General features: G+C 52.3%; 26 protein-coding genes and 1 riboswitch. Of the genes, 18 read left to right on the top strand and 8 right to left on the bottom strand.

Annotation, left to right across the window (positions count from 1 at the left end):
* The first annotated feature begins 41 nt into the window (after positions 1-41).
* On the top strand, positions 42-701 hold the full coding sequence (locus GGC63_RS17050; RefSeq protein WP_192703307.1) for an amino acid ABC transporter permease: 660 nt from the start codon (positions 42-44) through the stop codon (positions 699-701).
* A gap of 26 nt (positions 702-727) precedes the next feature.
* Positions 728-1,378: an amino acid ABC transporter permease gene (locus GGC63_RS17045; protein ID WP_079913695.1), complete on the top strand. Its 651-nt coding sequence runs from the start codon at positions 728-730 to the stop codon at positions 1,376-1,378.
* 33 nt (positions 1,379-1,411) lie between these two features.
* Here the strand turns inward: GGC63_RS17045 and fabF are convergent, their stop codons facing one another.
* Positions 1,412-2,650: a beta-ketoacyl-ACP synthase II gene (gene fabF / locus GGC63_RS17040; RefSeq protein ID WP_192703306.1), complete on the bottom strand. Its 1,239-nt coding sequence runs from the start codon at positions 2,648-2,650 to the stop codon at positions 1,412-1,414.
* A gap of 133 nt (positions 2,651-2,783) precedes the next feature.
* Here fabF and GGC63_RS17035 point away from each other — a divergent pair, with 133 nt between their 5' ends.
* The 4 genes from GGC63_RS17035 (at position 2,784) to GGC63_RS17020 (ending at position 7,064) form a co-directional block, all read left to right on the top strand.
* Positions 2,784-3,647, top strand: coding sequence for a helix-turn-helix transcriptional regulator (locus GGC63_RS17035; RefSeq protein ID WP_192703305.1), 864 nt, complete (start codon positions 2,784-2,786; stop codon positions 3,645-3,647).
* Positions 3,648-3,964: 317 nt separating this feature from the next.
* Positions 3,965-5,320, top strand: coding sequence for a dicarboxylate/amino acid:cation symporter (locus GGC63_RS17030; protein WP_192703304.1), 1,356 nt, complete (start codon positions 3,965-3,967; stop codon positions 5,318-5,320).
* A gap of 203 nt (positions 5,321-5,523) precedes the next feature.
* The gene (locus GGC63_RS17025) at positions 5,524-6,474 is read left to right on the top strand and encodes a helix-turn-helix transcriptional regulator (protein ID WP_192703303.1); all 951 of its coding nucleotides are present in this window, start codon (positions 5,524-5,526) and stop codon (positions 6,472-6,474) included.
* A gap of 83 nt (positions 6,475-6,557) precedes the next feature.
* The gene (locus tag GGC63_RS17020; RefSeq protein ID WP_192703302.1) at positions 6,558-7,064 is read left to right on the top strand and encodes a DinB family protein; all 507 of its coding nucleotides are present in this window, start codon (positions 6,558-6,560) and stop codon (positions 7,062-7,064) included.
* Positions 7,065-7,127: 63 nt separating this feature from the next.
* Here GGC63_RS17020 and GGC63_RS17015 read toward each other — a convergent pair whose 3' ends face one another.
* A complete protein-coding gene (locus GGC63_RS17015) occupies positions 7,128-7,610 on the bottom strand; it encodes an NUDIX hydrolase (RefSeq protein ID WP_192703301.1) in 483 nt (160 codons plus the stop codon).
* A 309-nt stretch (positions 7,611-7,919) separates the two neighbouring features.
* A riboswitch (cyclic di-AMP (ydaO/yuaA leader) is annotated at positions 7,920-8,061 on the top strand.
* A 106-nt stretch (positions 8,062-8,167) separates the two neighbouring features.
* Here GGC63_RS17015 and GGC63_RS17010 point away from each other — a divergent pair.
* Positions 8,168-10,003, top strand: a complete 1,836-nt coding sequence (locus GGC63_RS17010) for an APC family permease (protein ID WP_318781067.1) — start codon at positions 8,168-8,170, stop codon at positions 10,001-10,003.
* A gap of 14 nt (positions 10,004-10,017) precedes the next feature.
* Here GGC63_RS17010 and GGC63_RS34905 read toward each other — a convergent pair whose 3' ends face one another.
* Together GGC63_RS34905 and purB are read right to left on the bottom strand one after the other, a co-directional pair.
* Complete coding sequence (locus GGC63_RS34905) at positions 10,018-10,152, bottom strand: hypothetical protein (protein ID WP_264082052.1); 135 nt, start codon at positions 10,150-10,152, stop codon at positions 10,018-10,020.
* Between the two features lie 117 nt (positions 10,153-10,269).
* The gene (gene purB / locus GGC63_RS17005; RefSeq protein WP_192703300.1) at positions 10,270-11,628 is read right to left on the bottom strand and encodes an adenylosuccinate lyase; all 1,359 of its coding nucleotides are present in this window, start codon (positions 11,626-11,628) and stop codon (positions 10,270-10,272) included.
* Positions 11,629-11,893: 265 nt separating this feature from the next.
* On the opposite strand from purB, the gene GGC63_RS17000 reads away from it, so the two are divergent.
* Genes GGC63_RS17000 through GGC63_RS16990 form a run of 3 tightly spaced genes read left to right on the top strand, consistent with a single transcriptional unit; the run spans position 11,894 to position 14,759 of the window.
* Positions 11,894-12,394: a TRAP transporter small permease gene (locus GGC63_RS17000; protein WP_079913685.1), complete on the top strand. Its 501-nt coding sequence runs from the start codon at positions 11,894-11,896 to the stop codon at positions 12,392-12,394.
* A complete protein-coding gene (locus tag GGC63_RS16995) occupies positions 12,395-13,693 on the top strand; it encodes a TRAP transporter large permease (protein WP_192703299.1) in 1,299 nt (432 codons plus the stop codon). It abuts the gene before it with no gap.
* A gap of 28 nt (positions 13,694-13,721) precedes the next feature.
* Positions 13,722-14,759 carry a TRAP transporter substrate-binding protein gene (locus GGC63_RS16990; protein WP_192703298.1) on the top strand — a complete coding sequence of 346 codons (1,038 nt, stop codon included), beginning with the start codon at positions 13,722-13,724 and terminating at the stop codon, positions 14,757-14,759.
* Positions 14,760-15,088: 329 nt separating this feature from the next.
* Here GGC63_RS16990 and GGC63_RS16985 read toward each other — a convergent pair whose 3' ends face one another.
* From GGC63_RS16985 to GGC63_RS16975, 3 genes are all read right to left on the bottom strand, one after another.
* On the bottom strand, positions 15,089-15,703 hold the full coding sequence (locus tag GGC63_RS16985; protein WP_225948278.1) for a stalk domain-containing protein: 615 nt from the start codon (positions 15,701-15,703) through the stop codon (positions 15,089-15,091).
* A 210-nt stretch (positions 15,704-15,913) separates the two neighbouring features.
* The gene (locus GGC63_RS16980; RefSeq protein WP_192703296.1) at positions 15,914-16,888 is read right to left on the bottom strand and encodes a glycerophosphodiester phosphodiesterase family protein; all 975 of its coding nucleotides are present in this window, start codon (positions 16,886-16,888) and stop codon (positions 15,914-15,916) included.
* Positions 16,889-17,077: 189 nt separating this feature from the next.
* On the bottom strand, positions 17,078-17,890 hold the full coding sequence (locus GGC63_RS16975) for a GNAT family N-acetyltransferase (protein ID WP_192703295.1): 813 nt from the start codon (positions 17,888-17,890) through the stop codon (positions 17,078-17,080).
* 159 nt (positions 17,891-18,049) lie between these two features.
* Here GGC63_RS16975 and GGC63_RS16970 point away from each other — a divergent pair, with 159 nt between their 5' ends.
* Positions 18,050-18,637 (top strand): YdeI/OmpD-associated family protein, encoded by a 588-nt coding sequence (locus GGC63_RS16970; protein ID WP_192703294.1) that lies wholly within the window; start codon positions 18,050-18,052, stop codon positions 18,635-18,637.
* 1 nt (position 18,638) lies between these two features.
* Here the strand turns inward: GGC63_RS16970 and GGC63_RS16965 are convergent, their stop codons facing one another.
* Complete coding sequence (locus GGC63_RS16965) at positions 18,639-19,286, bottom strand: DUF2306 domain-containing protein (protein WP_192703293.1); 648 nt, start codon at positions 19,284-19,286, stop codon at positions 18,639-18,641.
* 143 nt (positions 19,287-19,429) lie between these two features.
* On the opposite strand from GGC63_RS16965, the gene GGC63_RS16960 reads away from it, so the two are divergent.
* From GGC63_RS16960 to GGC63_RS16930, 7 genes are all read left to right on the top strand, one after another.
* A complete protein-coding gene (locus GGC63_RS16960; protein WP_192703292.1) occupies positions 19,430-20,002 on the top strand; it encodes a DJ-1/PfpI family protein in 573 nt (190 codons plus the stop codon).
* A gap of 46 nt (positions 20,003-20,048) precedes the next feature.
* A complete protein-coding gene (locus GGC63_RS16955; protein ID WP_192703291.1) occupies positions 20,049-20,501 on the top strand; it encodes a GNAT family N-acetyltransferase in 453 nt (150 codons plus the stop codon).
* Positions 20,502-20,519: 18 nt separating this feature from the next.
* Positions 20,520-22,361, top strand: coding sequence for a sensor histidine kinase (locus tag GGC63_RS16950; RefSeq protein WP_318781066.1), 1,842 nt, complete (start codon positions 20,520-20,522; stop codon positions 22,359-22,361).
* Positions 22,361-23,230, top strand: a complete 870-nt coding sequence (locus GGC63_RS16945) for a response regulator (protein WP_225948277.1) — start codon at positions 22,361-22,363, stop codon at positions 23,228-23,230. The genes GGC63_RS16950 and GGC63_RS16945 overlap by 1 nt, the downstream gene beginning before the upstream one ends.
* 169 nt (positions 23,231-23,399) lie before the next feature.
* The gene (locus GGC63_RS16940; RefSeq protein WP_192703290.1) at positions 23,400-23,756 is read left to right on the top strand and encodes a DUF2294 domain-containing protein; all 357 of its coding nucleotides are present in this window, start codon (positions 23,400-23,402) and stop codon (positions 23,754-23,756) included.
* A gap of 287 nt (positions 23,757-24,043) precedes the next feature.
* Positions 24,044-25,126: an ABC transporter substrate-binding protein gene (locus GGC63_RS16935; protein WP_192703289.1), complete on the top strand. Its 1,083-nt coding sequence runs from the start codon at positions 24,044-24,046 to the stop codon at positions 25,124-25,126.
* 84 nt (positions 25,127-25,210) lie between these two features.
* Positions 25,211-26,143: a nucleoside hydrolase gene (locus GGC63_RS16930; RefSeq protein WP_192703481.1), complete on the top strand. Its 933-nt coding sequence runs from the start codon at positions 25,211-25,213 to the stop codon at positions 26,141-26,143.
* Positions 26,144-26,168 lie beyond the last annotated feature (25 nt).

Raw genomic sequence — 26,168 nt, 5'->3', positions numbered from 1 at the left:
ATCCTTTTCATTCAACGCCGGTAAGAAAGGAGGAGACAGCGATGGATGCCATCCAATTCCATATTTTATGGAAGTACTGGGATTTGTACCTGGAAGGCTTCCTCAATACCTTGCAGGCAAGCGTGATCGCGCTGGTCGGAAGCTTTCTGCTGGGGACCCTGATAGCCGTGATGCGGATTTCTCCCGTCAAGCCTCTTAACTGGCTCGGTACCGCGTATGTCGAATTTATCCGCAACCTCCCGATTCTGCTGATCGTCTTCCTGTTCTTCCTCGGTCCTTCGGCGCTGGGCTTAAGCTTAAGCGGATTTGCCGCGGGGACGCTTGGCTTGACGATTTATACGGCGGCTTTCATAGCGGAAGCGGTACGGGCGGGCATTCAAGCGGTGCCCAAGGGGCAGACCGAGGCGGCCCGTTCTTCCGGACTTACCTACGGCCAAACGATGGGACATATCGTCCTGCCTCAAGCCATGAAAATGGTCATTCCGGCGATGGGAAACCAGTTTCTGAACCTGGTGAAAAATTCATCCGTGCTTAGCGTCGTCGCGGGCTTGGACTTGATGTACTACGCGGACCTGATTTCTACCAAGTCGTTCGTTACGTTCAGTGTGTATATTTTTGTGGCGGTGTTTTATTTGCTGATTACGATCCCGCTCAGCTTTGGGGTCGCTTATTTGGAGCGCAGGATGGCGAGAGCTCATTAACCGGGGACAAAAGGAGGTGAGAGAGCATGGATTTTGCGGGGGCATATACGTGGGATCATATCCGGTTTTTGCTTGAAGGACTGGGAGTGACGATAAGAGTCGCTTTTATCGCCATCGTGCTCAGCTTCATCATCGGATGTCTCCTTGGCACGATCCGTTATACGAGGCTGCCGGTCGCTTCGCAGCTGACCGCGGTTTGCGTGGAAGTGATCCGCAATCTGCCGCTGCTGCTGATTATTTTCTTCACCTACTTTGCTCTCCCGGAGGTAGGGTTGAAGCTCAGCATCGAGCATGCGGCGATAGCCGCACTAACCGTCTTCGAGGCGGCCATGATTTCGGAGATTGTGCGCGGCGGGCTGAATTCCATCGATAAAGGGCAGATCGAGGCGGCCCGTTCCTCGGGCATGAGCTATACCCAGACGCTATGGAACATCGTGCTGCCGCAGGCGCTGCGCCGGATGATGCCGCCGATGGTCAGCCAGTTTATCTCGCTGCTGAAGGACACTTCGCTTGCGGTCGTGATTTCTTTGGCCGAGCTGATGCATAATGCGCAGATCATTAACGGGCAAAATGTGAATTTCGTTATTCCGACCCTGCTGATGACAGCATTGATGTACTTCGTGGTCAATTATGCGCTGTCCGTGGTGGCCCGGCGTCTGGAGGCCCGGCAGGTATAAGGCACCCGGGCTTGCCCGGATGCCTTTCCATGTTTATTCCTTGTAGCTCTTCAGGACAATGACGGCATTATGGCCGCCGAAGCCGAAAGAATTGGATATCCCGATAGTCAGATCCGCCCGGCGGGACACATTCGGCACATAGTCCAAGTCGCAGATAGGGTCAGGCTGCTCCTGGTTGATCGTCGGAGGAATAATGCCTTCTTGCAGGCTCTTAACCAGAGCGATCGCCTCGACGCCGCCGGCGGCTCCGAGCATATGGCCAAGCATGGATTTATTGGCTGTGACAGGAACGCGGTGAGCCGCATCGCCGAACAGCCTCTTGATGGCGAGAGTTTCCGATTTATCGCCGGCCTCGGTGCTGGTGGCATGTGCGCTGATGACATCTACGTCCCCCGGCTCCACGCCGGCCTCGCGCAGTGCCGATTTCATCGCTTGGTAAGCGCCTATGCCTTCAGGATGAGTCGCTACCCGATGATAGGCGTCGGAGCTTGCTCCATAGCCGATAACCTCCGCATAAATACGGGCATTTCGGCTGAGCGCATGGCTTAAGCTTTCCAGCACGAGAATGCCGGCTCCTTCGGCCATAACGAATCCGTCCCGTCCCGCGTCGAAAGGACGGCTCGCGCGCGCCGGTTCCTCATTGCGGGTGGACACGGCGGTGGCATTGCCGAAGCTGGCGAGCGATATCTCCGTAATAGCGGCCTCTGTGCCGCCTGCCAATATCACATCCGCTCCCCCGTACCGGATCAGGCGCATCGCTTCCCCGATGGCGGTATTGCCAATAGAGCATGCGGTCACAGGAGATAAAGTGGGACCCAATGCGTTGAATTTCATGCTGATCATGGCGGCAGCCATATTCGAAATCATCATCGGCACCAGAGAGGGGCTTACCCGTTCAGGACCGCGTTCCTTCAGAATGGCATCCTGATCAAGAAGCGTCTGGATGCCGCCGATTCCCGAGCCGACATACACTCCGAATCGTTCATGATCCACTTGGTCAAGCGGAAGCGCCGCATCGTTCAAGGCTTGCTCGGCTGCCGCCAGAGCGAATTGGCAGAAGCGGTCCATCTGCCTGGCCTCCTTGCGCCCGAAGCGGGCTTCGGCGTCAAAATCACGGACGAGCCCGGCGATTTTGGCCTTTTGCCTGGAGCAATCGAATGTATCAATAAGGGAAATGCCCGACTCGCCCCGGATCAGACGGCCCCAGAACTGGTCAACATCATTCCCGAGCGGAGAAATCACTCCCATTCCCGTAATCACTACTCGTTCCATTGTCATTCACCCTTTCGATAGATTGTGATGTCCCCTATGATGTCATATGATTTATCCTATTACAAGTTGTAGTTTATACTAGTATAATAGGTACCATGATAACAGCTAGTTCATGGGAAAGGGCGGACATTGTATGAATCATCAGACCAGGCTTCAAGCGTTGTCGGCTTTCTTGAAGGCCCAACGTGCCAAAATCACACCGGAATCCGCAGGCTTGGTATCGGGAAGCCGAAGAAGAACGCCGGGGCTGCGAAGAGAAGAGGTTGCTCAACTGGCAGGGGTCAGTGCGACCTGGTACACCTGGCTGGAGCAGGGAAGGGATATTAAAGTATCCGCCTCGGTTCTGGATTGTGTAGCCACGGCTTTAAGGCTGACGGTAGACGAGCGCAAATATTTGTTTTCTCTGGCTCTGGATACCGGATCCGGAGCCGGAGCCAGTCTCCTTCGAGAGGATCAGCCGAGAATCAGCCCGTCGCTGCAGACGATCTTGCAGGAGCTGCGCAATTGTCCCACCATCATATCGGACAGGCGGTTCCAGATAGTGGGGTGGAACCAGGCGGCCTCCCACGTTTTTCTGGACTTTGACCAAGTGCCGGTGGAGCAGCGCAATATCATCCGCCTGCTGTTTACCCGCAAGGAGTTTCGCAGCCTGGCCGTCAACTGGGAGCATTTTGCGAGCGGCTTTCTCTCCATATTCCGCTCCTATTACGGCCAGTATGTCGATGACGAGTGGTATGAGCAATTTCTCGAGGAAATGAAGTCGCTGCATCCTGAGTTTCATTCCTTGTGGGAGCGGAGTACAGTGAGCTCGGCTCCCGAGGTATTGATCGAATTCCGCCATGGCAAAGCGGGCAAGATGCTGTTCCATCTCACCTCCTTGCAGGTGCAGGGGGACGCCGATTTGCGCTGCAGCATTTACACTCCTGCGCCGGATACGTCCACAGAAGCCAAAATCAAACGATTAATGGAACGCAAAGCCGTCTTGAGCGGCTCCTAAAGAATGAAGCATAGCCGTGCAGTACGAGCCTTTAAGGCGGTACTGCCCGGCATATTTTTTTGTAACCGGCTCATTTTTATAGCGGCGGCTGCAGCGGGGAAGGTTCTTAATCAAGATCCCCGTCGTAAGATGGTAATACAGACCCTCGATAACTCAGTACGTTCCTCCGAATTGCGCTTCTGTTTCTGGCATTTTAGGAAAACTTGACAAAATAGTTTTTTGAAAAAATATTCTTGACAGTTGTATTCGATGGAAGTATTATTCTTGTATCGCATAAATCCTACTAAAATAGTAGGGAATTGAAGGGGATGGGTCGCGTGAATAACAACTTGGTTACCGCGTTTCAAACGAACTGGGTAAGCTTGCTTGTTTCATTAGTCATTATCGGTTTTCTTTACTTCTTGGGGAAAAAGCGCGTAGGGTTCGGTAACCGGGTACTTCTCGCCCTTGCCCTGGGACTTATCGCAGGGATTTTCTTCAACACTTACAAGCTTAGTGCGGTAAGCGTAAGCACGATCGGTACGATTTACGTCAATCTTGTCAAAATGCTGGTGATTCCGCTGGTTGTCGTACTCGTCATCAATAGTATTACATCGATTTCAAGCCTGGGTCATTTGCGCAAAATCGGCTTGAAGACGATCTCCTTGTTCTTTATCACTACAGGGATTGCTGCTCTTATCGGTTTGATTGTAGCTTTGATTTTCGATCCGGGCTCAGGTATCGCCCAAGAGGTTCCTAAGACGTTCAAGCCTCGTGATATCCCGACGTTCTCGCAGGTTATTCTGGACTTAGTTCCGACCAATCCTATCGGTGATATGGCCGGAGGTAAGGTGGTTCCGGTCCTTATGTTCTCGATCTTCGTAGCTATCGCTATGGTACAAGTGGGAAGCAAGAAGCCTGAGGTCGTTCAGCCTGTAAAGCAGTTTATCGAATCTTTTGCACAAGTGATGCACCAGGTTACCAAATACATTATTCGTCTAACTCCTTACGGCGTGTACGCTTTGATCGGTGCCATGGCAGCCAAATACGGCCTCGAAACGCTGGCGCCGCTTGTAAAAGTTATTGCAGCCACTTATGTAGCGCTGCTGCTTCACTTCATTATTACATTCGGCGGCATGGTTTCTTTTATCGCGAAGGTGAATCCTATCAAGTTTTTCCGCAAAGCGTATCCTACGATTGCTGTAGCTTTCACAACACGCAGCAGCTACGTTACTTTGCCGGTAAATATGGAAGTTATTACGAAGAGACTACGCGTATCTCCGCGTATTGCAAGCTTCGTCGCCCCATTGGGAGCAACGATGAACATGAATGGCTGCGGCGGCGTATGGCCTGCTGTAGTAGCTATTTTCGTAGCGCGTGTATATAACATTCCACTCGGTATTTCCGAGTATATCCTTATCGTATTGGTAAGCATGATTTCTTCTATCGGTGTTGCCGGGGTGCCAGGACCAGCTGCCATCTCGACTACGGTCGTATTGACCGCATTAGGCTTGCCAGTTGAAGGCTTGGGTCTTGTATTGGCTATCGATGCTGTGGTAGATATGGGCCGTACGGCGGTCAACGCAACAGGTACAACCGTATGCTCCCTGGTTATCGCCAACTCCGAAGGGGAGTTCGACCGAGAGTCGTTCAACCGGGACGAGGAAGATCAAATGGAATTGAACACAGTGTAATTTATCTTTATAGATAAAATGAAGATGCAGCTTGGGTTCCCTGTCGGGGAAACGAGCTGCATTTTTTTGCTTACAGCTTGAAAATTTCATGGCTCCCCACAGAGCGCGGCCCCGGTATTGGGGGATGAAAAAAGCAGCGATTGATTTAGAGCGTCTTCAAAGGTAACATAAAAAGGGAAACCAGTAAGGAGGAGGTAGCACCTTTGAAGCTTGACCGTTTATTGGCTATCACGATGCTGCTGCTCAATCGCAAAAGAGTCGGGGCCCAAGAGCTTGCCGAACGCTTTGAGGTATCTCTGCGCACGATTTATCGTGATTTGGAGGCGCTGAATCAGGCGGGCATTCCGATTGTGTCCTTTGCAGGAGCATCCGGAGGCTACGAGATCATGGATCAATATCGGCTGGACCGGCAATTCCTGTCTTTAGATGAGCTTCAGTCGATTATTATAGCGCTGAAAGGGGTTGGCTCTTCCTTCGGCGATCAGGATACCAGCATCTTGTTGGACAAGGTGGGCGCATTAATGGCCAGGTCCGAGCGGCATGAGTTGGACCATTGGAGCCAGCAGGTCATGATTGACCTGAATCCATGGCATGGCGGCCAAGCGGAGAAGGAAAAGCTCGGGGTACTTCGTGCAGCTGCTCGAGATGCCAAGGTGATTCGCTTCTCCTATACGAGCTCGCAGGGGGATTCGTCCGAACGGATGTGCGAACCGATGGGGGTCGTATTAAAGGGCTACGTATGGTATTTGTATGGATACTGCAGGCTTCGTGAGGATTACCGGATATTTCGGCTTACGCGGATCGAGCATTTGACGGTCTTGGATGAAGCCTTCACACGCCGTTCCAAAACCATGGATCAGCTCGATTTTCGCTGGTCTCGTCAGGAGGAGCCTCCCCGCCTGGTAAGCCTGGTGCTCCGGTTCCAGCCTCGTGCGAAAGCGCGGCTTCAGGATTATTTCTGCTTCGGGGACATGGTGACAGAGCCCGATGGAACCATTCTTGTGACCGCCAAGCAGCCCGATGAGCCCTGGCTGTACGGGATGCTGCTGAGCCACGGGGCCGATGTGAAAGTGCTTGAGCCGGAATCGGTAGCGAGAAAGGTGCAGGAGATGGCACAAAAAATAGTGGACCAGTACCAACTAATCTTGACATAGAGTTGTCAGGGTTAGGAGGGTATACTTCAGATATTCAAGCGAGAATACAGTCATAGGTAGAGATCAAAGGAGGATGATGAATTATGTTTACTTCTGTTGAACAATTTACGGCAAGCTGGAGCCATGAATCCGCTTCTACGCAGCGCGTTATGGATGCATTAACGGATGCTTCGCTCAATCAAAAGATCACTCCCGATCACCGCAGTTTGGGACAGCTTGCCTGGCATTTGACGACCACGGTTCATGAGATGATGTCCCGTACAGGCCTTGAGTTTCAGCCGGTTGAGGGGGGCGAGCATGCTCCTGCGCCTGCTTCGGCCCAAGCTATCGCCGATGCGTACCGGAGCCAGCGTAATGCCCTACTGGAGGCGGTTCAAGCCCAGTGGAAGGATGCGGATTTAACGCGTACCAGCTCTATGTACGGAGAGGAATGGCCTAATGGACTGACTCTCCGTGTACTCATTCAGCATGAGGTTCACCACCGTGGGCAAATGACGGTGCTCATGCGCCAGGCGGGACTTCGCGTACCTGACATTTATGGCCCGACCCGTGAGGACTGGATCGAACGCGGAATGACGCCGCTAGTATAAAAGAATGAAGAGGCCTTCCCTCAATAAGGGAAGGCCTCTTTATTTCACGTCTCTGACGGCCCATTATACCTTCGTCGCAAGCTTCAGATTAAAATGCGGCTTGGTGGCATAGTCCATATAATGGACCTTACCGTCGAAGTCGAGGTAAGCCTGATACCGGCTGCGGATCGCCGGTGCCGTAATCAGCTCAAGCACTTGATCCCTCGCTACCCATCGGCTGTCGGAGGTTTCGTCTGAAGTGGACAGCTCCCCGCCCAGAGGCTGGCAAATAAAGTCCATCATCACCTTCGTGGGTACATCGGTAACCCCGTCATGCCATTTGTAGGCGGAGGTATTGGAATAGATTCCGACCAATTGGACGGGCACGGCGTCAATTCCGCTTTCCTCCTTTATTTCCCGGCTCAGTGCCTCAAGCAGATTTTCCCCGTTTTCCACTTGGCCGCCAGGATAGACCCAGCCTTCATGATGGGTTTTCACCAACAGAACCTTCCCCTGCTCATTGACCACGAAGCCTCCTACGGCTACGATATGTGTCGGCATGGCCATGCTTTGCCCTCCCATAATTTGATGGTTGCTGCAGTACCATCTTACCATATCCTTCCTAGTTTTCTTCTGATTTTCCACTGACAGATTCGATGATAGGAGACCGTTAGCAAGCTCCCCATCATAATAACCGGAGGGAACCTCCCTTTTTTCAATAAAGAAAGCAATTCGATAAGAAACGATGCGAGATGCACGGCTGTAGGCATGTATGCGCTATTTTGACTAAAGGAGAACAGAAATTGGTTTATTTATCGGGACGCGTCACGTTTACAACGGGATCATTAGAAAGTAATATTCAATCGTTGCTTGAATAATTTCATAAAGCTTAATCTTCGAAAGAAGAGCGGGGGACCCATCATTAAGGGGTGAATCCTATTGCGTAGAGCAAAGGAAGGGCATGCTTCTCACAGCCCTAATCCGACAGCTAACCTCGTCAGCGGAAGTGAGAAGGAGAGATGAACACAGGACTCTTGCCTTGTGTTTTTTGTGTTGTTACAGGACATATTAAACACTAAGATGGTTTATTACGCCAATTCTTTTGTTATCGGGGTGCACGCAGTGTGACAACAGATTCATTAAAAAGAGTTATTTTCGGCAGGCCGCTGAAATCCAATGAGCTGGAGCAAGAAAAGATGCCGGTTTGGAAGGCGCTTCCGATATTATCGTCGGACGCCTTGTCGTCAGTGGCTTATGGAACGGAACAGATTCTGATTGCGCTGGCCGCAGTCGGATCGGTTGCAGCCTTTGCTTATTCCCTGCCGATAGCGATCGCTATTATTTTGTTAATCACGATTCTGGTCGTCAGCTACAGACAGGTCATCGACGCTTATCCTCAAGGCGGCGGAGCGTACATGGTTTCCAAGGAAAACCTGGGGATGGCATTCGGAAGATTAACCGGCGTGTCGTTATTGATCGACTATACGCTGACGGTTGCGGTTTCCGTATCCGCCGGAGTGCAGGCTATTACGTCCGCCTTTCCTGCTGCGATCCCTTATATTGTGCCGATCGCCCTGTTCCTGGTTTGGCTCATGGTATGGTTAAACCTGAGAGGGACCTCCGAATCCGGAACGGTATTTGCCTTCCCGACGTATTTCTTTATTCTCTGTGTGCTGGTATTGATCGGCAAAGGGATATTTGATTTGATCACGGGGGCCAGTCATGCGAACGCCATTCATGTGATTCCGGGAGCGGCGCCGGCGGGGCTGACGATGTTCGTATTGTTAAAGGCTTTCTCCTCCGGTTGCTCTGCGGTTACCGGGATTGAGGCGATTTCAGATGCGGTGCCGCATTTTAAAACTCCTTCCAAGGACAATGCCAAAAAGACTCTGCTGTCGCTGGGGATTCTGCTGGCTGTTATCTTCGGCGGGGTTACCATCCTGACCATGGCTTACGGCGTTACACCGGATCCAAGAGGACATACCTCCGTGCTGTCTATGGTAACGGAAAGCGCATTTGGCCGCGGTACGATGTACTATGCGACGCAAATCGCGACGATGATGATTTTGACACTCGCTGCGAATACGAGCTTTAACGGCTTTCCCATCCTGGCATCGATCATGGCTCAAGACAAAAATTTCCCGAGAATGTTCGCTAACCGGGGAGACCGCTTGTCCTTCCATTTCGGGATTGTTACCTTGGGCATCTTGGCCAGCCTTCTGCTGATCGCCTTCAGAGGAAAGACCGATGCACTGATTCCTTTATACGCCATCGGTGTCTTCTTGTCCTTCACGCTGGCTCAGAGCGGTCTGGTCCGCAAATGGTTCCGGGAGAAACAAAAGGGCTGGCAGGGCCGGCTCTTGATTAACGGCTTGGGGGCGCTGGTCTCGTTCGCTGTTCTCATTATTTTTTGTGTGACGAAATTTGTGGAAGGCGCCTGGATTGTCATTATTTTGACGCCGATCCTCTTATGGTTTATTACCAAAATATATGACCATTACGAGGATGTCGCGGATCAGCTTCGCATCAACCTGGATGAGCCGCTTCCCCATAGGGAATCGATCATTATTATCCCGATCGCAGGGATTCACCGGGTGGTTGCCTCCACGATTTCTTATGCCAAGACGCTGTCGCCCAACGTAGTCGCTTTCTATATCTCGTTTTCCGATGAAGATGAGGAGAAGATGGAGAAGAAATGGGAGCAATGGAATCCCGGGGTGCGGCTGGTCGTATTCCGGTCAAGGTACCGGACGATTGTGAAGCCGCTGGTCGATTTCATCGAGCGGATCGACGCGCATGTTAAGGAAAAGCAGACCATCATGGTGCTGCTTCCCCAATTCGTAGCGAAAAAGTGGTGGCACCGCCTGCTCCATAACCAATCCGCTTATCGCATTCGGTCCAGGCTGCTGAAGGAGAAGGACGTTGTCGTAGCTACCGTTCCCTTCCATTTAAGCGAATGAAGAAGAGAGAGCTGTTAGGCTCTCTCTTCTTTAGTGTCTTCCTCTTTATTAGGTTCATTCGGGACGACGATATAGCTATGTTCATTGGTCTTGACGGACCAATCCTCTTGCGAACTGAAGAGCTCGTTTAACAGGGTGTTGATTTCCATGGAGACTCACTCCTTCATTCTGTATCGGCCTATTCAGCATAGTCCCTGCTTCTTAAGTTAACCTTAAAGTTGGAGGACTATTCCATGGCAAAAACAGGAATGGAGGGAGTTGCGGCATTATTGAATGTGACGGACCAGCTTGTCCGCGATGCCGATATAGCTAGACGGCGTAAGACGAAGCAGCCGTTCTCTCTCGGCGTCAGGCAGGCCTAACCCATGAATGAAATCGGCAATGCGCTGCGGCGTTACTTCAACGCCTCTTGTGAGCTCCTTCAATTTTTCATACGGATTCTCATAACCGACGCGGCGCATAACGGTTTGAATCGCTTCGCCGAGCACTTCCCAGCTTTCGTTCAGATCCTGCTGAATCGCCGGCTCGTTCACGGACAAGCTGGAGAGTCCGCGCAGAGTAGCGGCCATAGCAATATAGGAATGAGCGATTCCGACACCCATGTTGCGCAGGGCGGACGAGTCGGTCAAGTCGCGCTGAAGGCGCGAGATCGGCAATTTGTTGGCCAAATGATCGAGCATGGCGTTGCTGACGCCCATATTGGCTTCGGAATTCTCAAAGTTAATAGGGTTCACCTTATGCGGCATAGTGGACGAACCGACTTCGCCGGCGACGACATTTTGCTTGAAATACGCAAGCGAGATATACTGCCATACGTCGCGGTCGAAATCCAGGGTAATATTGTTGAAGCGCATGATCGAATGGAACAGCTCAGCCATGTAGTCGTGGGATTCGATCTGCGTCGTCAACGGGTTGTAGGTCAGCCCCAGGTGCTCGACGAAGGAGCGGGCGATATCTTCCCAAGGCGCGTCCGGATAGGCGATCGAGTGCGCGTTGAAGTTGCCGACCGCACCATTGAATTTTCCGAGGTATTCCTGTGCTTTGATTTGCTTGAGCTGGCGGTTCCAGCGGTATACGAACACAGCAAGCTCCTTGCCAAGTGTCGTAGGGCTCGCCGTTTGCCCGTGGGTACGGGACAGCATCGAAACATTTTTCGCAGCCTCGGCCATACGGGTGACCTCAGCCGTCATTTTCTCAGCCATTGGCAGCCAGCCGCTTTGCATGCCGTTTTTCAGCATCAGGGCGTGGGACAGGTTATTGATATCTTCCGAGGTGCAGCTGAAGTGAAGGAATTCCTTGACGTCAGCAAGGGTTGTCGGATCCAATGTTTCCTTCAGGAAATATTCGACAGCCTTCACATCATGCTTGGTCGTACGCTCGATTTCTTTGATGCGCAGTGCGGATGCATCGTTGAATTGCTCGGTGATGCCTCTCAGAAACGCGATCTCTTCCGCCGTGAAATTGCGCACTTCTGCAATCTCGGGCCTTTGGGACATATGGATCAGCCATTCGACCTCCACAAACACCCGGTACTTCATCAGAGCCCATTCCGAGAAATGCTCTGCCAATACTTCCGATTGTTCCCTGTATCTCCCGTCTAGGGGGGATATAGCTTTAATTGACATTGTTCAGCCTCTTTCTGTTCATTTGACCGTTTGTAGTTTCCTCCAACATAAGAACCATCATTCCGATTATACAATATGCCCTAAGCCTTTCACTACCCCATCTGTCTGAATCAAGGGGCCCACGCCAGGAAAGACCTAAAAAAATTACAAATAAATCTAAAATCCATGGCGTACCGTTTCCGCTCCATATTCTTTACAATAGGTTTTGTGACCGAAAATGTAAGTGCTTACATCACATATTTGCAAGTCTGAAGGGGGATGAAAGGTGAAAGCTCTGAAAAAAGCGTTTTTGTGGATCGATAGCTTTTTTGAGACCTTTTCCATGGCGGCGCTGCTGGCGATGATTCTTATCGTAACGACCCAGGTGTTGACCCGGAAGCTGTTTCATTTCGTATTATTTTGGTCGGAGGAGGTGACGCTCCTGCTGTTGGTCTGGTTCTCCTTCCTTGGTATCGCGTACGGTTTTCGCGAGCACCTGCATCTGGCCATCGATTCGTTTACAAGCAAGTTTCCTCCCAAAGTCAATTGGGTACTGGATAAGACGATTTATGCAAGCACGTTCGCCTTCGGTGTCTATCTGATCCTATCCGGTACCGAGTTTACCATCCTCATGAACGAGAGCACGCTGGCGGCGACCAAGCTTCCCAACAGCGTTATTTATGTGGTGATGCCGATCACGGGTCTGCTTGTATGCGTGTATTCCTTCCTGCAGTTTATCGGGATCGACACAAGAAGGCATCGAGGCATTGAGGAGGGGAGTCATTAGATGGAAGAAACGACAATCGCGATACTCATTCTTACCGTCAGCTTCGTAGTTCTGATGGTGCTGCGGTTTCCAATCTCGCTGACGCTGGCGCTGTCTACATTGCTGACGGTGATGTATCTGGATATCCCGCTGGCGGTGGTCGGTCAACGGATGATTCAGGGCATCAGCTCGTATTCACTCCTGACGATACCATTTTTTATTCTTGCCGGACATATGATGAGCGAGGGCAAGCTTGCGCTGCGGCTCGTGAATCTCGCCCAGCTGATTGTCGGCGGGATACGGGGCGGACTGGCGATGGTGAACTCGGTCGCCTGCATGTTCTTCGGCAACATTTCCGGTTCGGCGGTAGCGGATGTGTCCTCGATCGGCTCCGTCATGATCCCGATGATGAAGAAAAAAGGCTACGATACCGACTATGCGGTAGGAGTTACCGTATCCTCCGCGATTCAAGGGGTGGTCGTTCCTCCGAGCCACAATCTGGTGCTGTACTCCTTGGCGGCGGGGGGCGGCGTATCTATAGCCAGTCTGTTCCTTGCGGGCATCATCCCCGGATTGATTCTCTGCATCTCCCTGATGGCGACAAGCTACGTGTATGCGATCAAGCGAGGGTATGCCAAGGGAGACCCGGTAGAACGCAAGGATATTCCGAAGATCGTGCTGGATGGCTTAATGTCGCTGATGACAGCGGCTATTATTCTCGGGGGCATCTTCAGCGGCTGGTTTACGGCGACGGAGTCGGGTGCATTGGCCTGCTTATACGCCTTTATCCTGACGTTTGTCGTCTACAGGGACATTCCGGTCAGCCGCATGTGGGTGATTTTGCAAAAAACGTTCCGAACCGTCTCCATGGTGCTGTTCCTCATCGCCGCATCCGATGCGTTCAGCTGGCTGCTGGCTTACCTGAAAATTCCGGCCATGGTGACCGATGCGATGCTGGCCATATCGGACAGCCCGATTATCATCCTGCTTATTATTAATATCGTGCTGCTGATTCTCGGCGCCCCTATGGATATGGCCCCGCTTATTTTGATCATGACGCCGATCCTGCTGCCCGTCGTAACTCATCTCGGAATGGATCCGGTCCATTTCGGCATTATTATGATGCTGAACCTGGGCATCGGGCTGCTGACGCCGCCGGTCGGGACAGTGCTGTTCGTCGGCTGCGCCATCGGAAAAATATCGATCAGCCAAGGGACGAAAGCGATGATGCCCTTCTTCTATGTGATGTGCGTCGTGCTGCTCGTGCTGACGTATGTGCCGGATTTAGTGATGTGGCTGCCTAATATGATGAAGCATTAATAATTCAAATAAAAGGGGAAGTGTACGAATGAAACCGTTCATCCAAGTGGTAAGTGTCCTTTCATGCTTGATTATGGCCGGGGGTGTCCTTGCAGGCTGCAACACCAAGGACCCTGCTAAGCCGACGACAGCCGGGGGAGATAAGAAGGTCGAAGGGAAGAAGTATACGTTCCGCTTGGCGGATACGCATCCGCCGGATTATCCGACCGTGATCGGGGATAAAAAATTCGCTGACCTGGTCAACGAGCGTACGAACGGCCGCATTAAGATCGACGTCTTCCCTTCATCCCAGCTAGGGGAGGAAAAGGCGGTCATCGAGCAGGTTCAGCTCGGAGCCATCGAATTCACCCGCGTCAGCAGCGGACCGTTGGCGGAGTTCAATAAAAACTTCGGCGTCTTCAGCCTCCCTTATGTGTTCGACAGCGATCAGCATCTGTGGAAGTTTCTGGAGAGCGATAATGGCAACAAGCTACTGGACAGCCTGGAAAGCTCCAAAATGAAAGGTCTGGCCTATTACAGCTCCGGCGCCCGTAACTTCTATTCCCGCAAGCCGGTAACCAATCTGGCGGAGCTGAAGGGCCAGAAGGTTCGCGTCATTCAGAACAAGATCAACATCGATCTGATGTCCGCACTCGGAGCCAATGCGACGCCTATGGCTTACGGCGAGGTCTTCAGCTCCCTGCAAACCGGCGTAATTGACGCGGCCGAGAACAATTTCCCGAGCTATCAGTCCTCGAACCATTATGAAGTGGCGAAGCATATGATTCTGGATGGGCATCAACGCGTGCCGGAAGTGCTCCTGATCAGCCAATCGGCCTGGAATAAGCTGTCAGAGGAGGACCGCAAGATCGTGAAGCAGGCCGCCATCGATTCTGTCAAAACCCAGCGCGAATCCTGGGATAAGTATGAGAAGGACGCGGAAGCCAGGGTCCGTGCGGCCGGCGTAACCATCACTGAGGTTAAGGACGTTAAGCCTTGGCAGGACGCGGTGAAGCCGGTTATCGAGAAATATCGTCCGGAATATAAAGACGTCTTAGAGCAGATTGATGCGGCCAGGAAAAAATAAGCGAGATGGAAACGGCAACCCCCTGCACTTGTGTAGGGGGTGATGTCTATAAGATACCGACAATCTGAACAATTGCTAGGGTGCCCCGGTGCGGTACCCCCCCTCCGGCCAAGCTTCCGAAGCAGGCTTTGCTACGCAAAGCCCCCAGCTGTTGTTCTCAGGAAATCTTGATTTTATTTCGCTCTATAGCGGGAATTTCCCGAGAACAAAGGCGGGCACTATCGTTCCTACAGGGGATACCCCACCTACCACTTTCGCATTTTTTTAAAATGAAAGGTTTCTCAACAAACCAACCCCCCTGAGCAGATGCACAGGGGGGTGTTGGGTGGTTATTTAAGTTTATACCGATAGAAGTAATCGTTCTGCATTTGCTTGATGACCGTCTCACGGTCTGTTTTAATATCGTAAGGAAGCCGTTTGGAATCCCCCAGGATAGTGGTCTTATAGACGCCCTTCTTTTTATTCAGAAGCTGCGTATTGGTAGTCAGAACCGTCTGGTCCTTATTGAGCCTCTCCAGAGCAAGCACCGGCTCGCGGTCGAGATCTTGGGAGACCTCATAGACGATCTCTAGGGAGATCGACCCCAGATAATGGGTGCTGTCCAAGGACGTCATCATGTCATATTTGGGTTCGGCCGACACAATCTGTACGCCCTCATTCTTAAGAAGCGGGTAATTGCCTTCCGGCTGCTTGAAGTGAATAGCCTGATTGGCGCCATCCCAGGTCACCTCATAGCCTAATGCCTCGCTTACCAGTCTTAACGGAACGTAAGTTTTTTCGTTATACATGATCGGAGTATCCTCCGACGTGTCAATCAGCTTGCCGTTATCCACCAGCTTGAACTGCGGTACCAGGAGCGCGGCGATTTCTTCGGAAGCTTTGGCGGTAAATGGCAGAAGAACGACGGCTGCAGCCATTAAAGCAATGGTCCATGATTTTTTCAATGTTAGTTTCCCCCTTTGATGAATCATGTTTAATGGTTTAGTCCATTATTTACCAAATGGGGGATGGGGGACAAGGGACGATCGTCTCATTTTGGGCGGGACAAGGAAGCAGGGACTTCTGTCGCCCTTTATGCCAGCGGTTCTCTGTGCAGAAAGCCCTTGTACGGCTCAAGCGAAGACCGGATCACCAGGAACGACGATGATTCCCGTTCATTTGCCTCTGTACATAGGTGCGATCAGGTCGATGCGATTGGTCCAGATGCCCCCTGTGTAGCCGCGCGGCAGACGCTCTACGTCCTCCGGCGTATCGAATCCATGGGAAAACTCCGAGCCGTCTCCTCCGACCACGATGACTCGGGTATCGGCCTTCTCCATACGCTCCAGAAAACGATTCGGCCATCCCCACAAGTAAGGAGCATATTTCTCCGGTATATGAATTTGAGTGTGCTCTATGGAGGAAGGAATAAAGCCGGTCCAGCCCAGCGCTTCGTATGTAAGCAAGGAACGGATGAGCGAAGCCTTGGACATCGTTCGCAGGCCGGGCAGCAGCTCCTTCACCGCGGCGACCGGCTGATCACCTCCGTATACGGTCAGCTGCTCAAGCCGGTTAGTCGGTAACGTTTTAAGATATTGGGCAAGCTGAGCCCCTTCATCAGGGTCATTGCTCTTCACGTGAATGAGAAAGGAGCGGTCGGGAAAGGTAGAGAGCACCTCGTCGAGGGTCGGCATCAGCCCGATGCCTTTTCCGCGAAAAGGATAGGTCTGTCCCCCGTCGGCCGTATAACCGTATCCGATATCCAGGGCTTGGAGCTCGGCAGCCGTATGATCTCTGGTCACCCCGGCACCATTCGTCCGGCAATCCAGCGTCCAGTCGTGAAATACGACGAATCGTCCGTCCTTGGTAGGCTGCACATCAAACTCTACGATATCGGCTCCCTCTCTAAAGGCTGCGTTCATGGAGGCTATCGTATTTTCCAAATAAGGGTGCTCCGGTGCATAGATTCGTTCCGCCGTACAGGTATCATTGGTAATACCCTCCATATGGAAGGTTTGGGCGAGTCCGCGGTGCGCCAGCAGCAGCGGGGCCCCGTCTCTTGAGGGAGCCAGACGCGAGCTGTTCGTGATATAGACGATCGCTGCCGCTATTAGTAAGATGACAAGGACTTTTCGCTTGGTGATCCTCATCCTTCAGTGACCTCCTTGAATGGACTGCTAAGTTCACGGGCATTCTTATAGCCTTTAGATCCAGCATAAACAATAGAGCTGCCTGCCACAATGAAAAGAGGATAATAGTTGGATGATACCATGCAAGTCAGAAGCTTCAGGAATTTACAGGTTCATTGTATTCATAATGATGATCACCAATCAGGCTCGCTAAGCCAAAGTCCAGACGGTCCGCGTCCAAGCCAGATGCAAACCAACTCGCACCATGTTATTCTGGCTGGTGCTGGCAAAGCCGGCTTGAGCGGTGACAAGCTCGCAGTCCTCCTTATAAGCTTCATGCATGCGGCGCTGCAAAAGGGCCGTCTGCAATCCTCTCCTTCTGTATGCAGGGAGGGTGGCTGCCAGAGCGCACGAAGCGATCCCCCCGCTGCTATGCATGGCGGCTACGGCTGCCGGTTTCCCTTCTACACTTGCGAGAAACAATCTCCATCCGGGCCTATGCATTAAGCCGATGTTATTATGGATGAAATGATGCTTGTGTTCAATAGACATGCCGGACGCTGTACAATGCACCTCGGCGTATTTGTCAAAGAGGCCGTGATCGGTAACCTCAACAATATCTACCGTATCCGGAAGCGCAGGCAGTTCCCGCAGCGGCAGTCCGTAAAGAACGGAATGAAACCCCTGCTGAATCATTCCATGGTCCGTCAGGGCCTGGAACAGTCCAGGACTTGAGCCGGCAGGGGAGATATCGACCAGCGGCTTTCTGTCTCTTTCCCGATAAAAGGCGGCGATGTCCCCCACCTTGTCCGTATCTTTGTCAGATAAACCTTTTACGCTGTTAAATATACCCCAAGGCATCGTTCGGATATAATAGGCGGTCGTGCTGCCGAAGCTGCGAACGTCGACGCCCTCCGGGTTTCCGGGACGTTCCCCGATCGAGCGGATTCTTGAACTGAAGAAGTCGGTTTCAGCCTGCTGAAGACGCAGGGCAAGCGTTTCGGTTAAAACAGGGTATCGCATGGGCGGCTTCCTCCTGAATAGGTTTTCTATTAATATATCATGAATAAGCGACAGGAAATTGAAGCCCTTTAATGGAATTAATAATATAGATGTGCAGGACATGGCAGCTTGTAGGGAACAGTATCTGGGTCGTTACCCTATCCTGAAGGAGTGATAACGATGGAACCTGTTTTTTTTGCTACTCCATCCGAGTTTCGTGCCTGGCTTGAAGAGAATCATGATAAGGCTCAATCCTTGCAGGTCGGCTTCTATAAAAAAGCCTCCGGCAAGCCGAGCATGACGTGGCCGGAGTCGGTAGATGAGGCGCTGTGCTTCGGGTGGATCGACGGCGTCCGCAAAGGTATTGACGACGTCAGCTATACGATCCGGTTCACTCCCCGCAAACGCGGGAGCATTTGGAGCGCTGTGAACGTTCAGAAGGTGGAGGAGCTGACGAAGCTCGGGAAAATGCGCCCGGAGGGGCTTCGCGCCTTTGCCGAACGGAAGGAGGAGCAAACGGCTGTCTACGCTTACGAGCAGGAGAAGGACGCGGAGCTTGGAGAAGCGTACGAGGCCTTGTTTTGTGCCAATAAGAAGGCATGGGACTACTTTCAGGCGCAGTCCCCGTCCTACCGAAAGACAGTCGTTCATTGGGTTGTCAGCGCCAAGAAAGAGGAAACCCGGTTAAAACGGCTTCATGAACTGATCAACGATTCCGAGCAGGGAAGGGTCATCCGTCATCATAGATGGAAGAGCCCATCTAAATAGATCAAGCGGTTAGTGTGGTGCGCACGGATTTCCTGCGGGACAGCCGGATGAATATCTCGATAAACACCAGATTCCCGATCCAGCACAGCCAAGCGGACAGCCGATAGGGAGGCTCCATCGGACCGCTGAACAGCGGGGTCAGCGCTAGCAGCCAGACGCGAAACGTAACGGCGGCCAAGGTAAGAGCGTAGCTGCGCAGCATCCATTCCTTGTGGGCCTGAAATTGTTTGCTTACGGCCTTTTTGACGGATATCCAGGTTGTTAGCACCCATAGAACATCCAGGGTAAAAAAGCCCAGTCCGGCCATCCACCCTCCGGTAGCGAAGATGGATAAATAAATGCTGATCAGTCCGCTCGCCGTGATGGAGAGCACATAGGTATAGCCTAGGATGCGGTGGATCTGAATTCCTTTTCTTTTCGGCCGGATGAACAACTGAAACGGTCCGATGGCGACAGCCAGACAGGCAGTGATGATGTGCAAATACAGTACATAAATCCATGGAGCATAGTGAAAGTCCGGCTTTTTCAGCTTTTGAACGATCAGGCCCGCCTTATGGGGGTCTGATAATCCGTACTGCATAATAACGTAGGCAAGCAGAATCAAGGCTAACAAGGAAACGACGAACCGTACCGAGATGGTTTTGAGCATTGAAGGCTCACTCCTCTACTTTAGTTTTTATGCTATACAAGACGATGGGGAAAGAAACGCCCCTTCATTTTTTTGGAAAATACTTTTTTGGTAAAATATTGGACAGGCTGAGCATCCAAAAGCATACGACGGGAGGGAGCGTCATGGGGAGAATCCTTTGCTTTATATCCGAGGATTTTGCGGATTTTGAAATTACGCTGGCTTTTCACAAAATCAAAAACGTAGGCAAGAAAGAAGTGCTGTGTGTCGGATACGATCATCAGCCGGTGATCAGCGAATCCGGCTTGACGTACAAGCCGAATGCCACTCTTGCCGAGGCGATGGAGCTGCAGGACGTAGAGGGGCTCATCATTCCCGGCGGACCTATACGAAAGCAGCGGCAGGAGCTGACGGAGCTGATCCGGAAGCTGGACAGGGAGGAGAAGCTTCTGGCTGCAATCTGCAACGGCCCGCAATATTTGGGCGGAGCGGGCATTCTGGCTCACAGGAAGTATACAACCTCCTGCTCGGTTGACCGGATCCGGCAATTGGACGTAGAGGACCCGTTTCCGCGGGAGCGCTATGTGGAGCAGAGAGTAGTAAGAGACGGACATGTGATAACGGCGAAGGGGCGCGCATTTGTCGATTTTTCCTTCGAGCTGTTTGACTATTTACAATTGTACGAAGGGCGGAGAGAGGAGCGGGATCAGCTGTTCCGGGACATTATGAACCGCTGAAGAGTTGAACCGCAGCCATCTCCGAATCTCGAAATGGGGGATTAGTATGATAATCAGAGAGTTAAAGCCGGGCGAACCGTATCCGATGGACCTGCTGCTGCTGGCAGATCCCGAGGAGCCGGTCATTCGGACCTATATAGACCGGTGCCGCTGCTATGTAATGGAGCATGAAGGCATGATCGCAGGAGTCGTAGCGCTTCTGCCCACAAGACCGTTAACGGTCGAAATCATGAACATAGCGGTACTGGAGAATATGCAGGGGCAGGGCTTTGGGAGAAAGCTGCTTACGCACGCCATCCAGGCGGCTAGGGAGCAGGGCTGCCATACGATAGAAATAGGAACGGGAAACTCGAGCGTCGGGCAGCTGCATTTGTACCAAAGATGCGGCTTCCGGATTCACGGTGTTGACATGGACTATTTCGTACGGAATTATGAGGAGCCGATTTACGAAAACGGACTGCAGTGCAGAGACATGATCCGGCTGAAGCAGGAGCTGTAACCAAGGGGTGATCCGCCCGTGAAGATATGGAGCAAGGCCGCCGGCGCGTTCCAACGGGTTGTGCTGCTTCGCAATCGGACGCTGACGGTCAAAATGTTGTTTTACTCGGCATTGATCGTCGTATTCCCGCTGCTTCTTGTCGGAACGATATCGTACCAAAGGTCGTCCGAGGTGCTCGAGCAGGAGGCGGGGCAGTACAGCTGGCAAATCATCGAGCAGGTGAAGGCTCATGTCGAGTATTACGTGCAGGATTTCGAGATCGATACGCTTCGCATCATTAACCATCCCGATATGAACCGCTTCCTGAAGATGCGGACGATGGAGGAGATGAAGCAGAGCGGGATTCAGACGGACATCGAGCAGGTATTGAAAAACGCCGCCTATTCCCGGTCGGATATCAGCAACATTACGGTCATCGTTCACGATGAACAGGTCATTGACGCCATAGACTACGATAGCCCTTACTCGGCCAAGCAGCTGCGGCAGGAATACTGGTATGCAACGATACCGGAGGACAGCTCGCCCAAGCTGATAAGCCGCGTCATTCGAGGCCGGGATCATCAGGAGCAGGTGATCTCCATTGTGCGCCGCTTGATCAGTCCGAATACGCTTGAGCCGATCGGGATCATGATCATGGACGTCAATTTTAAGCGGATCCAGGAGATAGCCGAGAAGGTGGCGATCGGTCGAACCGGCTTCCTCTACATCATCGATGCCCAGAATCATTATGTGTACCATCCCGATTTGCAGCAGGTCGGTAAGCCCGCGAACGGCAAGAGCTTCGAGAGGATGCTTGCCCAAGAGAGCGGCTCGATGACGGATCAGGACAAGCCGCGCAATTTTCTGACGTTCAGCCTATCGCATTATTTGGGCTGGCGGCTGGTGACCTCCATTCCTTATGCGGAGCTGACGAACGGGACTGCCTATATCGGACGGACGATCCTCTGGACGCTGCTTGGCTCGCTTGCCGCTGCATATTTGCTGGGAATCGGTTTCGCGGCAAGCCTGGTAAACCCGATCCGCCGGCTGCAGCGGTTTATGAAGAAGGTGGAGGTCGGGGACTTCTCCGGCAAGCTGGAGGTCCGCTCATTGGATGAGATCGGCTTGTTAACGCACGGGTTCAACAAAATGGTCGAGAAACTTGAGGGGCTGCTGGAGGAAATTTATTTCACCCGCCTGCGCGAGACGGAGGCCTCCTTGCGTCAGAAGGAAACGGAGCTGAAGGTGCTGCAGTCGCAGATGAATCCGCATTTTCTGTATAATTCGCTGGAAACGCTGCGCGGTATGGCGCTCGAGCAGGATATGGACGATATCGCCTCCATGTCGGCTTCCCTGGCCAAGCTGCTGCGTTACAATCTGAAGAGCACCTCCCCGACGGTTATGCTGCAGGAAGAACTGAGCTTCTGCGAGGTGTACCTTCGGATCCAGAAATACCGGTTCGAGGATCGTCTCGAATATGAGCTTGACGTCCCGCCGTGGGCATTGGAGCAGCAGATAGCGAAATTCTCGCTGCAGCCTATCGTCGAGAACAGTATGATTCACGGCATCGAGCCGGGTGTCGGGCTGATGCATATCCGAATAACCGCGGAGCGGGATTCCGGGCATTCCTTCTGCGTCGTCATCCTCGATACAGGCATTGGCATGTCGGAGCAGCAGCTCCGGCGCATCCACCGCGACCTGGAGGGAAAGGATGTGCTCGCCGGGGGAGCGCATATCGGCATTGCCAATGTGCACCGGCGGATCGCCTATTTGTACGGTCCGGAGTTCGGAGTATCGCTGCAGAGCGTAAGCGGACACGGAACCGTGGTCCGGATCCGGCTTCCTTATGAGGAGGGGAGGGAGCTTCTTGAGGAAGCATAATGGAGCTATGGGACTATGGGAGCGGCAGGCTACCGCCGCAATCCTTAGAACGGACCGTCCATCCCAAAAGCACGGAAAAGGAGGCTGGAGCATCGGTGTACCGCGTGCTGCTGATTGATGACGAACGGTGGGTGCGCATCTCACTGAAGAAAGTGATTGAAAAAACGGGCCTGCCCTTTCATGTCGTTCATGAAGCGTCGGACGGGCTGGAGGCGCTGGACTGGCTTAAGATTGGCGAGGCGGACCTTATCCTGACGGACGTCAAGATGCCTGTGATGGAAGGTCTTCGTTTCGTTCAGGAGCTGCGGCTTAACGACCGTACCCAGTCCATTATCGTAATAAGCGGCTACGATGACTTCCAATATGTGCAGCAGGCCCTTCGTTCGGGTGTGTTCGATTATTTATTGAAGCCGGTGGAGCTTGAGGAGATGCGGGCGTGCTTAACCAAATGGATGAATCAATACCGTCCGCCTTCGGATGAAGCGGCCCGCAGGCCTGCCTCTCTTTCTAAACCACTGGAGCAATCGCCGATCGGGCAGGTGCAGGACTATATACGCGCCCATTTATCGGGGGACATTACGTTAACCAAGGCCGCAGCTCTTGTGCATCTGAATCCGAGCTATTTGAGCCAACTGTTCAAGCAGCAGCTAAACCGTAATTTCATCGATTATGTGGCGGAAATGCGGATGGAGGAGGCCAAGCGGCTGCTGAGCGCCACCTCGCTCCGGATCAGTGAAATTGCCGACCGGGTCGGCTATTCGGATGTTGCGTATTTCAGCAACACGTTCAAGAAATGGAACGGCTGCACGCCCTCGGAGTACCGCAGGGAGCCGGGAAAGGGCTTAAGCGGCCCGGAGCATGAAGCCTGACCTAATGAGTATTTGTTTTTCATTCGGAAAATTCCCTGATTTTTGTTAAAAATTAGGACTGGAAGTCTTTTTATAGAAAGAAAACCGAACGATTGCTTGAAAAAATAGCGTGAATTCAGTATTATTAACATAGATTCGAATCCGATGACAGTTTTAGAAGGTGAACCTTGTGTCCCTAACCGATTCTAACGAATTCAAAAAGAAGCTGTGTCACATCTATAACGAGGTGTCAAAGGAATTGTTCGGATTCGGCACTACTTTGCTTAAAGCATCGATTGAGGGGAACATCATCACGTTTCAAGCCAGGCACCGCCGCTCACCGCGGTCTACCGCTTTGGAGGGCGAAGCGCCGACGCTGAAGTACGAGGTTGATTTTTACATGTCATCGATCTATAAGAAGCGAATCCGTGAAAGACTTGAGCAGGAGATGGGGCTTTCCATCGAAGCGGTCCTCCGGGACTATGACCCGCCGACACAGTGGGCTTTCACGAATGTCATTTTGGTCGGCAGCGACCGTACAACGTAAATAGACCGGCGTTTCTCCTCGGATCTATCTGAAGAGGAAACCGGACCCGTGTAAGACAAAACAGATCCGCTGGACATTGTTTACAATGGAAGGTGCTCTTGTTAGAAGCTTTTATTCTATCAGGGGCACTTTCTTTTTTTCTATAAGCAAGAGGGGGCATTGGCTGCGTTATTTAGAGAGCGTAGGATACGTGCATAGATTGCCGAATTTGCAAAATACTACTAAATATTTCTTGCAGCCGATTCTTTACGAAATTCAATTAATTAACCTTTGGAGGTCAAACGACGATGCAAAAGAAATGGGTACAAGGCATACTTTCACTTTCTGTTCTGGGACTTGCACTGACCGGATGCGGTGCGCCTAAAGAGCAAGGAGGAGCGGCAGCGGATAATAAAGACGGCAAAGGAGCGCCGACACAGCTGGTGATCTCGACCTGGGGCTTCTCGGAAGACTTTTTCCGCAAAGAAATTTATGAGCCGTTCGAAAAAGCGCATAATGTCAAAATCGTGCTTGAAATCGGCAACAACGCGGACCGCCTGAACAAAGTAAAACAAGGCAGCTCTAACGTGGATGTCATGTACTTATCCGATTACTATGCACAGCAAGCTATTGATGCGGGATTGTTCGAGAAGATCGACCGCAGCCGCCTGACGAACCTGAAGGACATCTATGATGTAGCCAAAGCGCCGCTCGGCGAAGACTACGGTCCTGCTTACACCATTGGCCAGCTGGGTATTGCTTACAACCCGAAAGCGCTTGGCGGCAAAGAAATCAAATCCTGGGCAGACCTGTGGAGTCCGGAGCTCGCCAAAAAGCTGACGATGCCTAACATTACAGCCACCAGCGGCCCGATGATCGTGGATGCGGCTTCTATCGTAGCCGGTAACAGCACGTTTAACGAAGATCAAGCCTTCGCCAAATTGAAGGAGCTGAACAAATCCGTCGTTAAATACTACGGACAAACCTCGGAATACGTTAACATGCTGGCGCAAGGCGAGATTGCAGCAGGACCGATCATGGAGATGTATGTGAAGGATTTGAAAGCCGCTTCCCCTGACGTGAAGTTCGTAACCCCGGCTGAGGGCGGTTACGCGGTTATGAATACCGTTAACGTCGTTAAAGGAAGCAAGAACAAGCAGCTGGCCGAGGATTTCATCAACTGGCACCTGAGCAAGGAAGCACAGGAGAAATCCGCGAAAGCGCATATTGACTCCCCGGTTAACACGACGTTGAACCTGACGCCTGAAGAAGCTCAAGGCATTACTTACGGAGCTGACGTTGTGGCCAAGCTTCGCAAGCTGGACATGAAGTTCGTCAACCAAAACCTGAAAAAATGGATCGACCGTTTCAATAAAGAAGTAACGCAATAATCGCAATAGGGAAGCAATGTATTTGAGGGGTATATGACATGACCATGGCATGTACCCTCATTTTTTCTAAAGGGAGGCTGGATGATGAGGAAAAAAGTCATTCTCGATGTAGATACGGGGGTTGATGACGCTCTTGGCATCCTGATAGCCGTGCGCAGCGGCCAATTCGACGTGCTTGGCATTACGACGGTGAACGGCAACGTATCGCGGGATCAAGCCACAATCAACACGTGTAAGATTCTGCAGCTGCTCGGCTGCGAGGCATCGATTCCGGTCTACAAGGGAGCGGACCGTCCGCTGCTTCGGGAGTCGTTCTTCGAGCATCGGGTTCACGGACAAGACGGGATCGGAGGCGCTCTGAAGGATATGCCCGTGCATAAGCAGCCATCGGAGGGCTTTGCACCCGAAGTCATCATCGAGGCTGCGCGGCGACATCCCGGCGAGCTGACGCTGGTCGCGACCGGGCCGCTTACGAATGTGGCCTTGGCGGTACGTCAATCTCCGGAGCTGGTGCACCTCCTGAAGGAGGTCGTCGTCATGGGCGGGGTTGTCGGAAGCTACGGCAATGTGACCCCGACGGCGGAGTACAACATGTACGTAGACCCGGAGGCGGCCAATATCGTGTTCCACGCCGGCTTCCCTTCGCTTACGCTGGTCGGCCTCGACGTGACCCGCAAGGCGCTTCTGACGGAGGAGCACATGCAGCAGATGGGGGATTCGCCCATCGCCCGCTATATCCGCGAGAGCACGACCGACTATATGCAGCGCTACTATGAGCGCAATGGCATTCGTGCCTGCGTCATGCACGATCCGCTCGCCGTAGGCGTAGCTCTGAATCGCGGCATCGTAACGACACGTCGCTATTATGTGGATGTCGAGACCCGAAGCGACTTGTGCGACGGGCAGACGGTCTGCGATTTTCAAAACCGCTTGTCGAAGCAGGCCAACATGGACGTTTGCGTGGATGTGGATACCGAAGCCTTTCTTCAGCTGTTTACGCAAGCGATGAAAGCCTAGCCTTACAAGAACAGGAGCCATAGCT

Origin of the sequence: Paenibacillus sp. OAS669, from assembly GCF_014873645.1 — a bacterium.
Lineage (GTDB): Bacteria > Bacillota > Bacilli > Paenibacillales > NBRC-103111 > Paenibacillus_S > Paenibacillus_S vulneris.
Note: the sequence above shows the minus strand (reverse complement) of the source record. Positions and strands in the feature narration are given on the sequence as shown.

Bases quoted from the DNA above. Each gene is read 5' to 3' on its own strand.
- GGC63_RS17050 (WP_192703307.1), top strand. From the start codon at position 42: ATGGATGCCATCCAATTCCATATTTTATGGAAGTACTGGGATTTGTAC.
- GGC63_RS17045 (WP_079913695.1), top strand. From the start codon at position 728: ATGGATTTTGCGGGGGCATATACGTGGGATCATATCCGGTTTTTGCTT.
- fabF (WP_192703306.1), bottom strand. From the start codon at position 2,650: ATGGAACGAGTAGTGATTACGGGAATGGGAGTGATTTCTCCGCTCGGG.
- GGC63_RS17035 (WP_192703305.1), top strand. From the start codon at position 2,784: ATGAATCATCAGACCAGGCTTCAAGCGTTGTCGGCTTTCTTGAAGGCC.
- GGC63_RS17020 (WP_192703302.1), top strand. From the start codon at position 6,558: ATGTTTACTTCTGTTGAACAATTTACGGCAAGCTGGAGCCATGAATCC.
- GGC63_RS17015 (WP_192703301.1), bottom strand. From the start codon at position 7,610: ATGGCCATGCCGACACATATCGTAGCCGTAGGAGGCTTCGTGGTCAAT.
- GGC63_RS34905 (WP_264082052.1), bottom strand. From the start codon at position 10,152: ATGGAAATCAACACCCTGTTAAACGAGCTCTTCAGTTCGCAAGAGGAT.
- purB (WP_192703300.1), bottom strand. From the start codon at position 11,628: ATGTCAATTAAAGCTATATCCCCCCTAGACGGGAGATACAGGGAACAA.
- GGC63_RS16995 (WP_192703299.1), top strand. From the start codon at position 12,395: ATGGAAGAAACGACAATCGCGATACTCATTCTTACCGTCAGCTTCGTA.
- GGC63_RS16990 (WP_192703298.1), top strand. From the start codon at position 13,722: ATGAAACCGTTCATCCAAGTGGTAAGTGTCCTTTCATGCTTGATTATG.
- GGC63_RS16980 (WP_192703296.1), bottom strand. From the start codon at position 16,888: ATGAGGATCACCAAGCGAAAAGTCCTTGTCATCTTACTAATAGCGGCA.
- GGC63_RS16975 (WP_192703295.1), bottom strand. From the start codon at position 17,890: ATGCGATACCCTGTTTTAACCGAAACGCTTGCCCTGCGTCTTCAGCAG.
- GGC63_RS16970 (WP_192703294.1), top strand. From the start codon at position 18,050: ATGGAACCTGTTTTTTTTGCTACTCCATCCGAGTTTCGTGCCTGGCTT.
- GGC63_RS16965 (WP_192703293.1), bottom strand. From the start codon at position 19,286: ATGCTCAAAACCATCTCGGTACGGTTCGTCGTTTCCTTGTTAGCCTTG.
- GGC63_RS16960 (WP_192703292.1), top strand. From the start codon at position 19,430: ATGGGGAGAATCCTTTGCTTTATATCCGAGGATTTTGCGGATTTTGAA.
- GGC63_RS16955 (WP_192703291.1), top strand. From the start codon at position 20,049: ATGATAATCAGAGAGTTAAAGCCGGGCGAACCGTATCCGATGGACCTG.
- GGC63_RS16945 (WP_225948277.1), top strand. From the start codon at position 22,361: ATGGAGCTATGGGACTATGGGAGCGGCAGGCTACCGCCGCAATCCTTA.
- GGC63_RS16935 (WP_192703289.1), top strand. From the start codon at position 24,044: ATGCAAAAGAAATGGGTACAAGGCATACTTTCACTTTCTGTTCTGGGA.
- GGC63_RS16930 (WP_192703481.1), top strand. From the start codon at position 25,211: ATGAGGAAAAAAGTCATTCTCGATGTAGATACGGGGGTTGATGACGCT.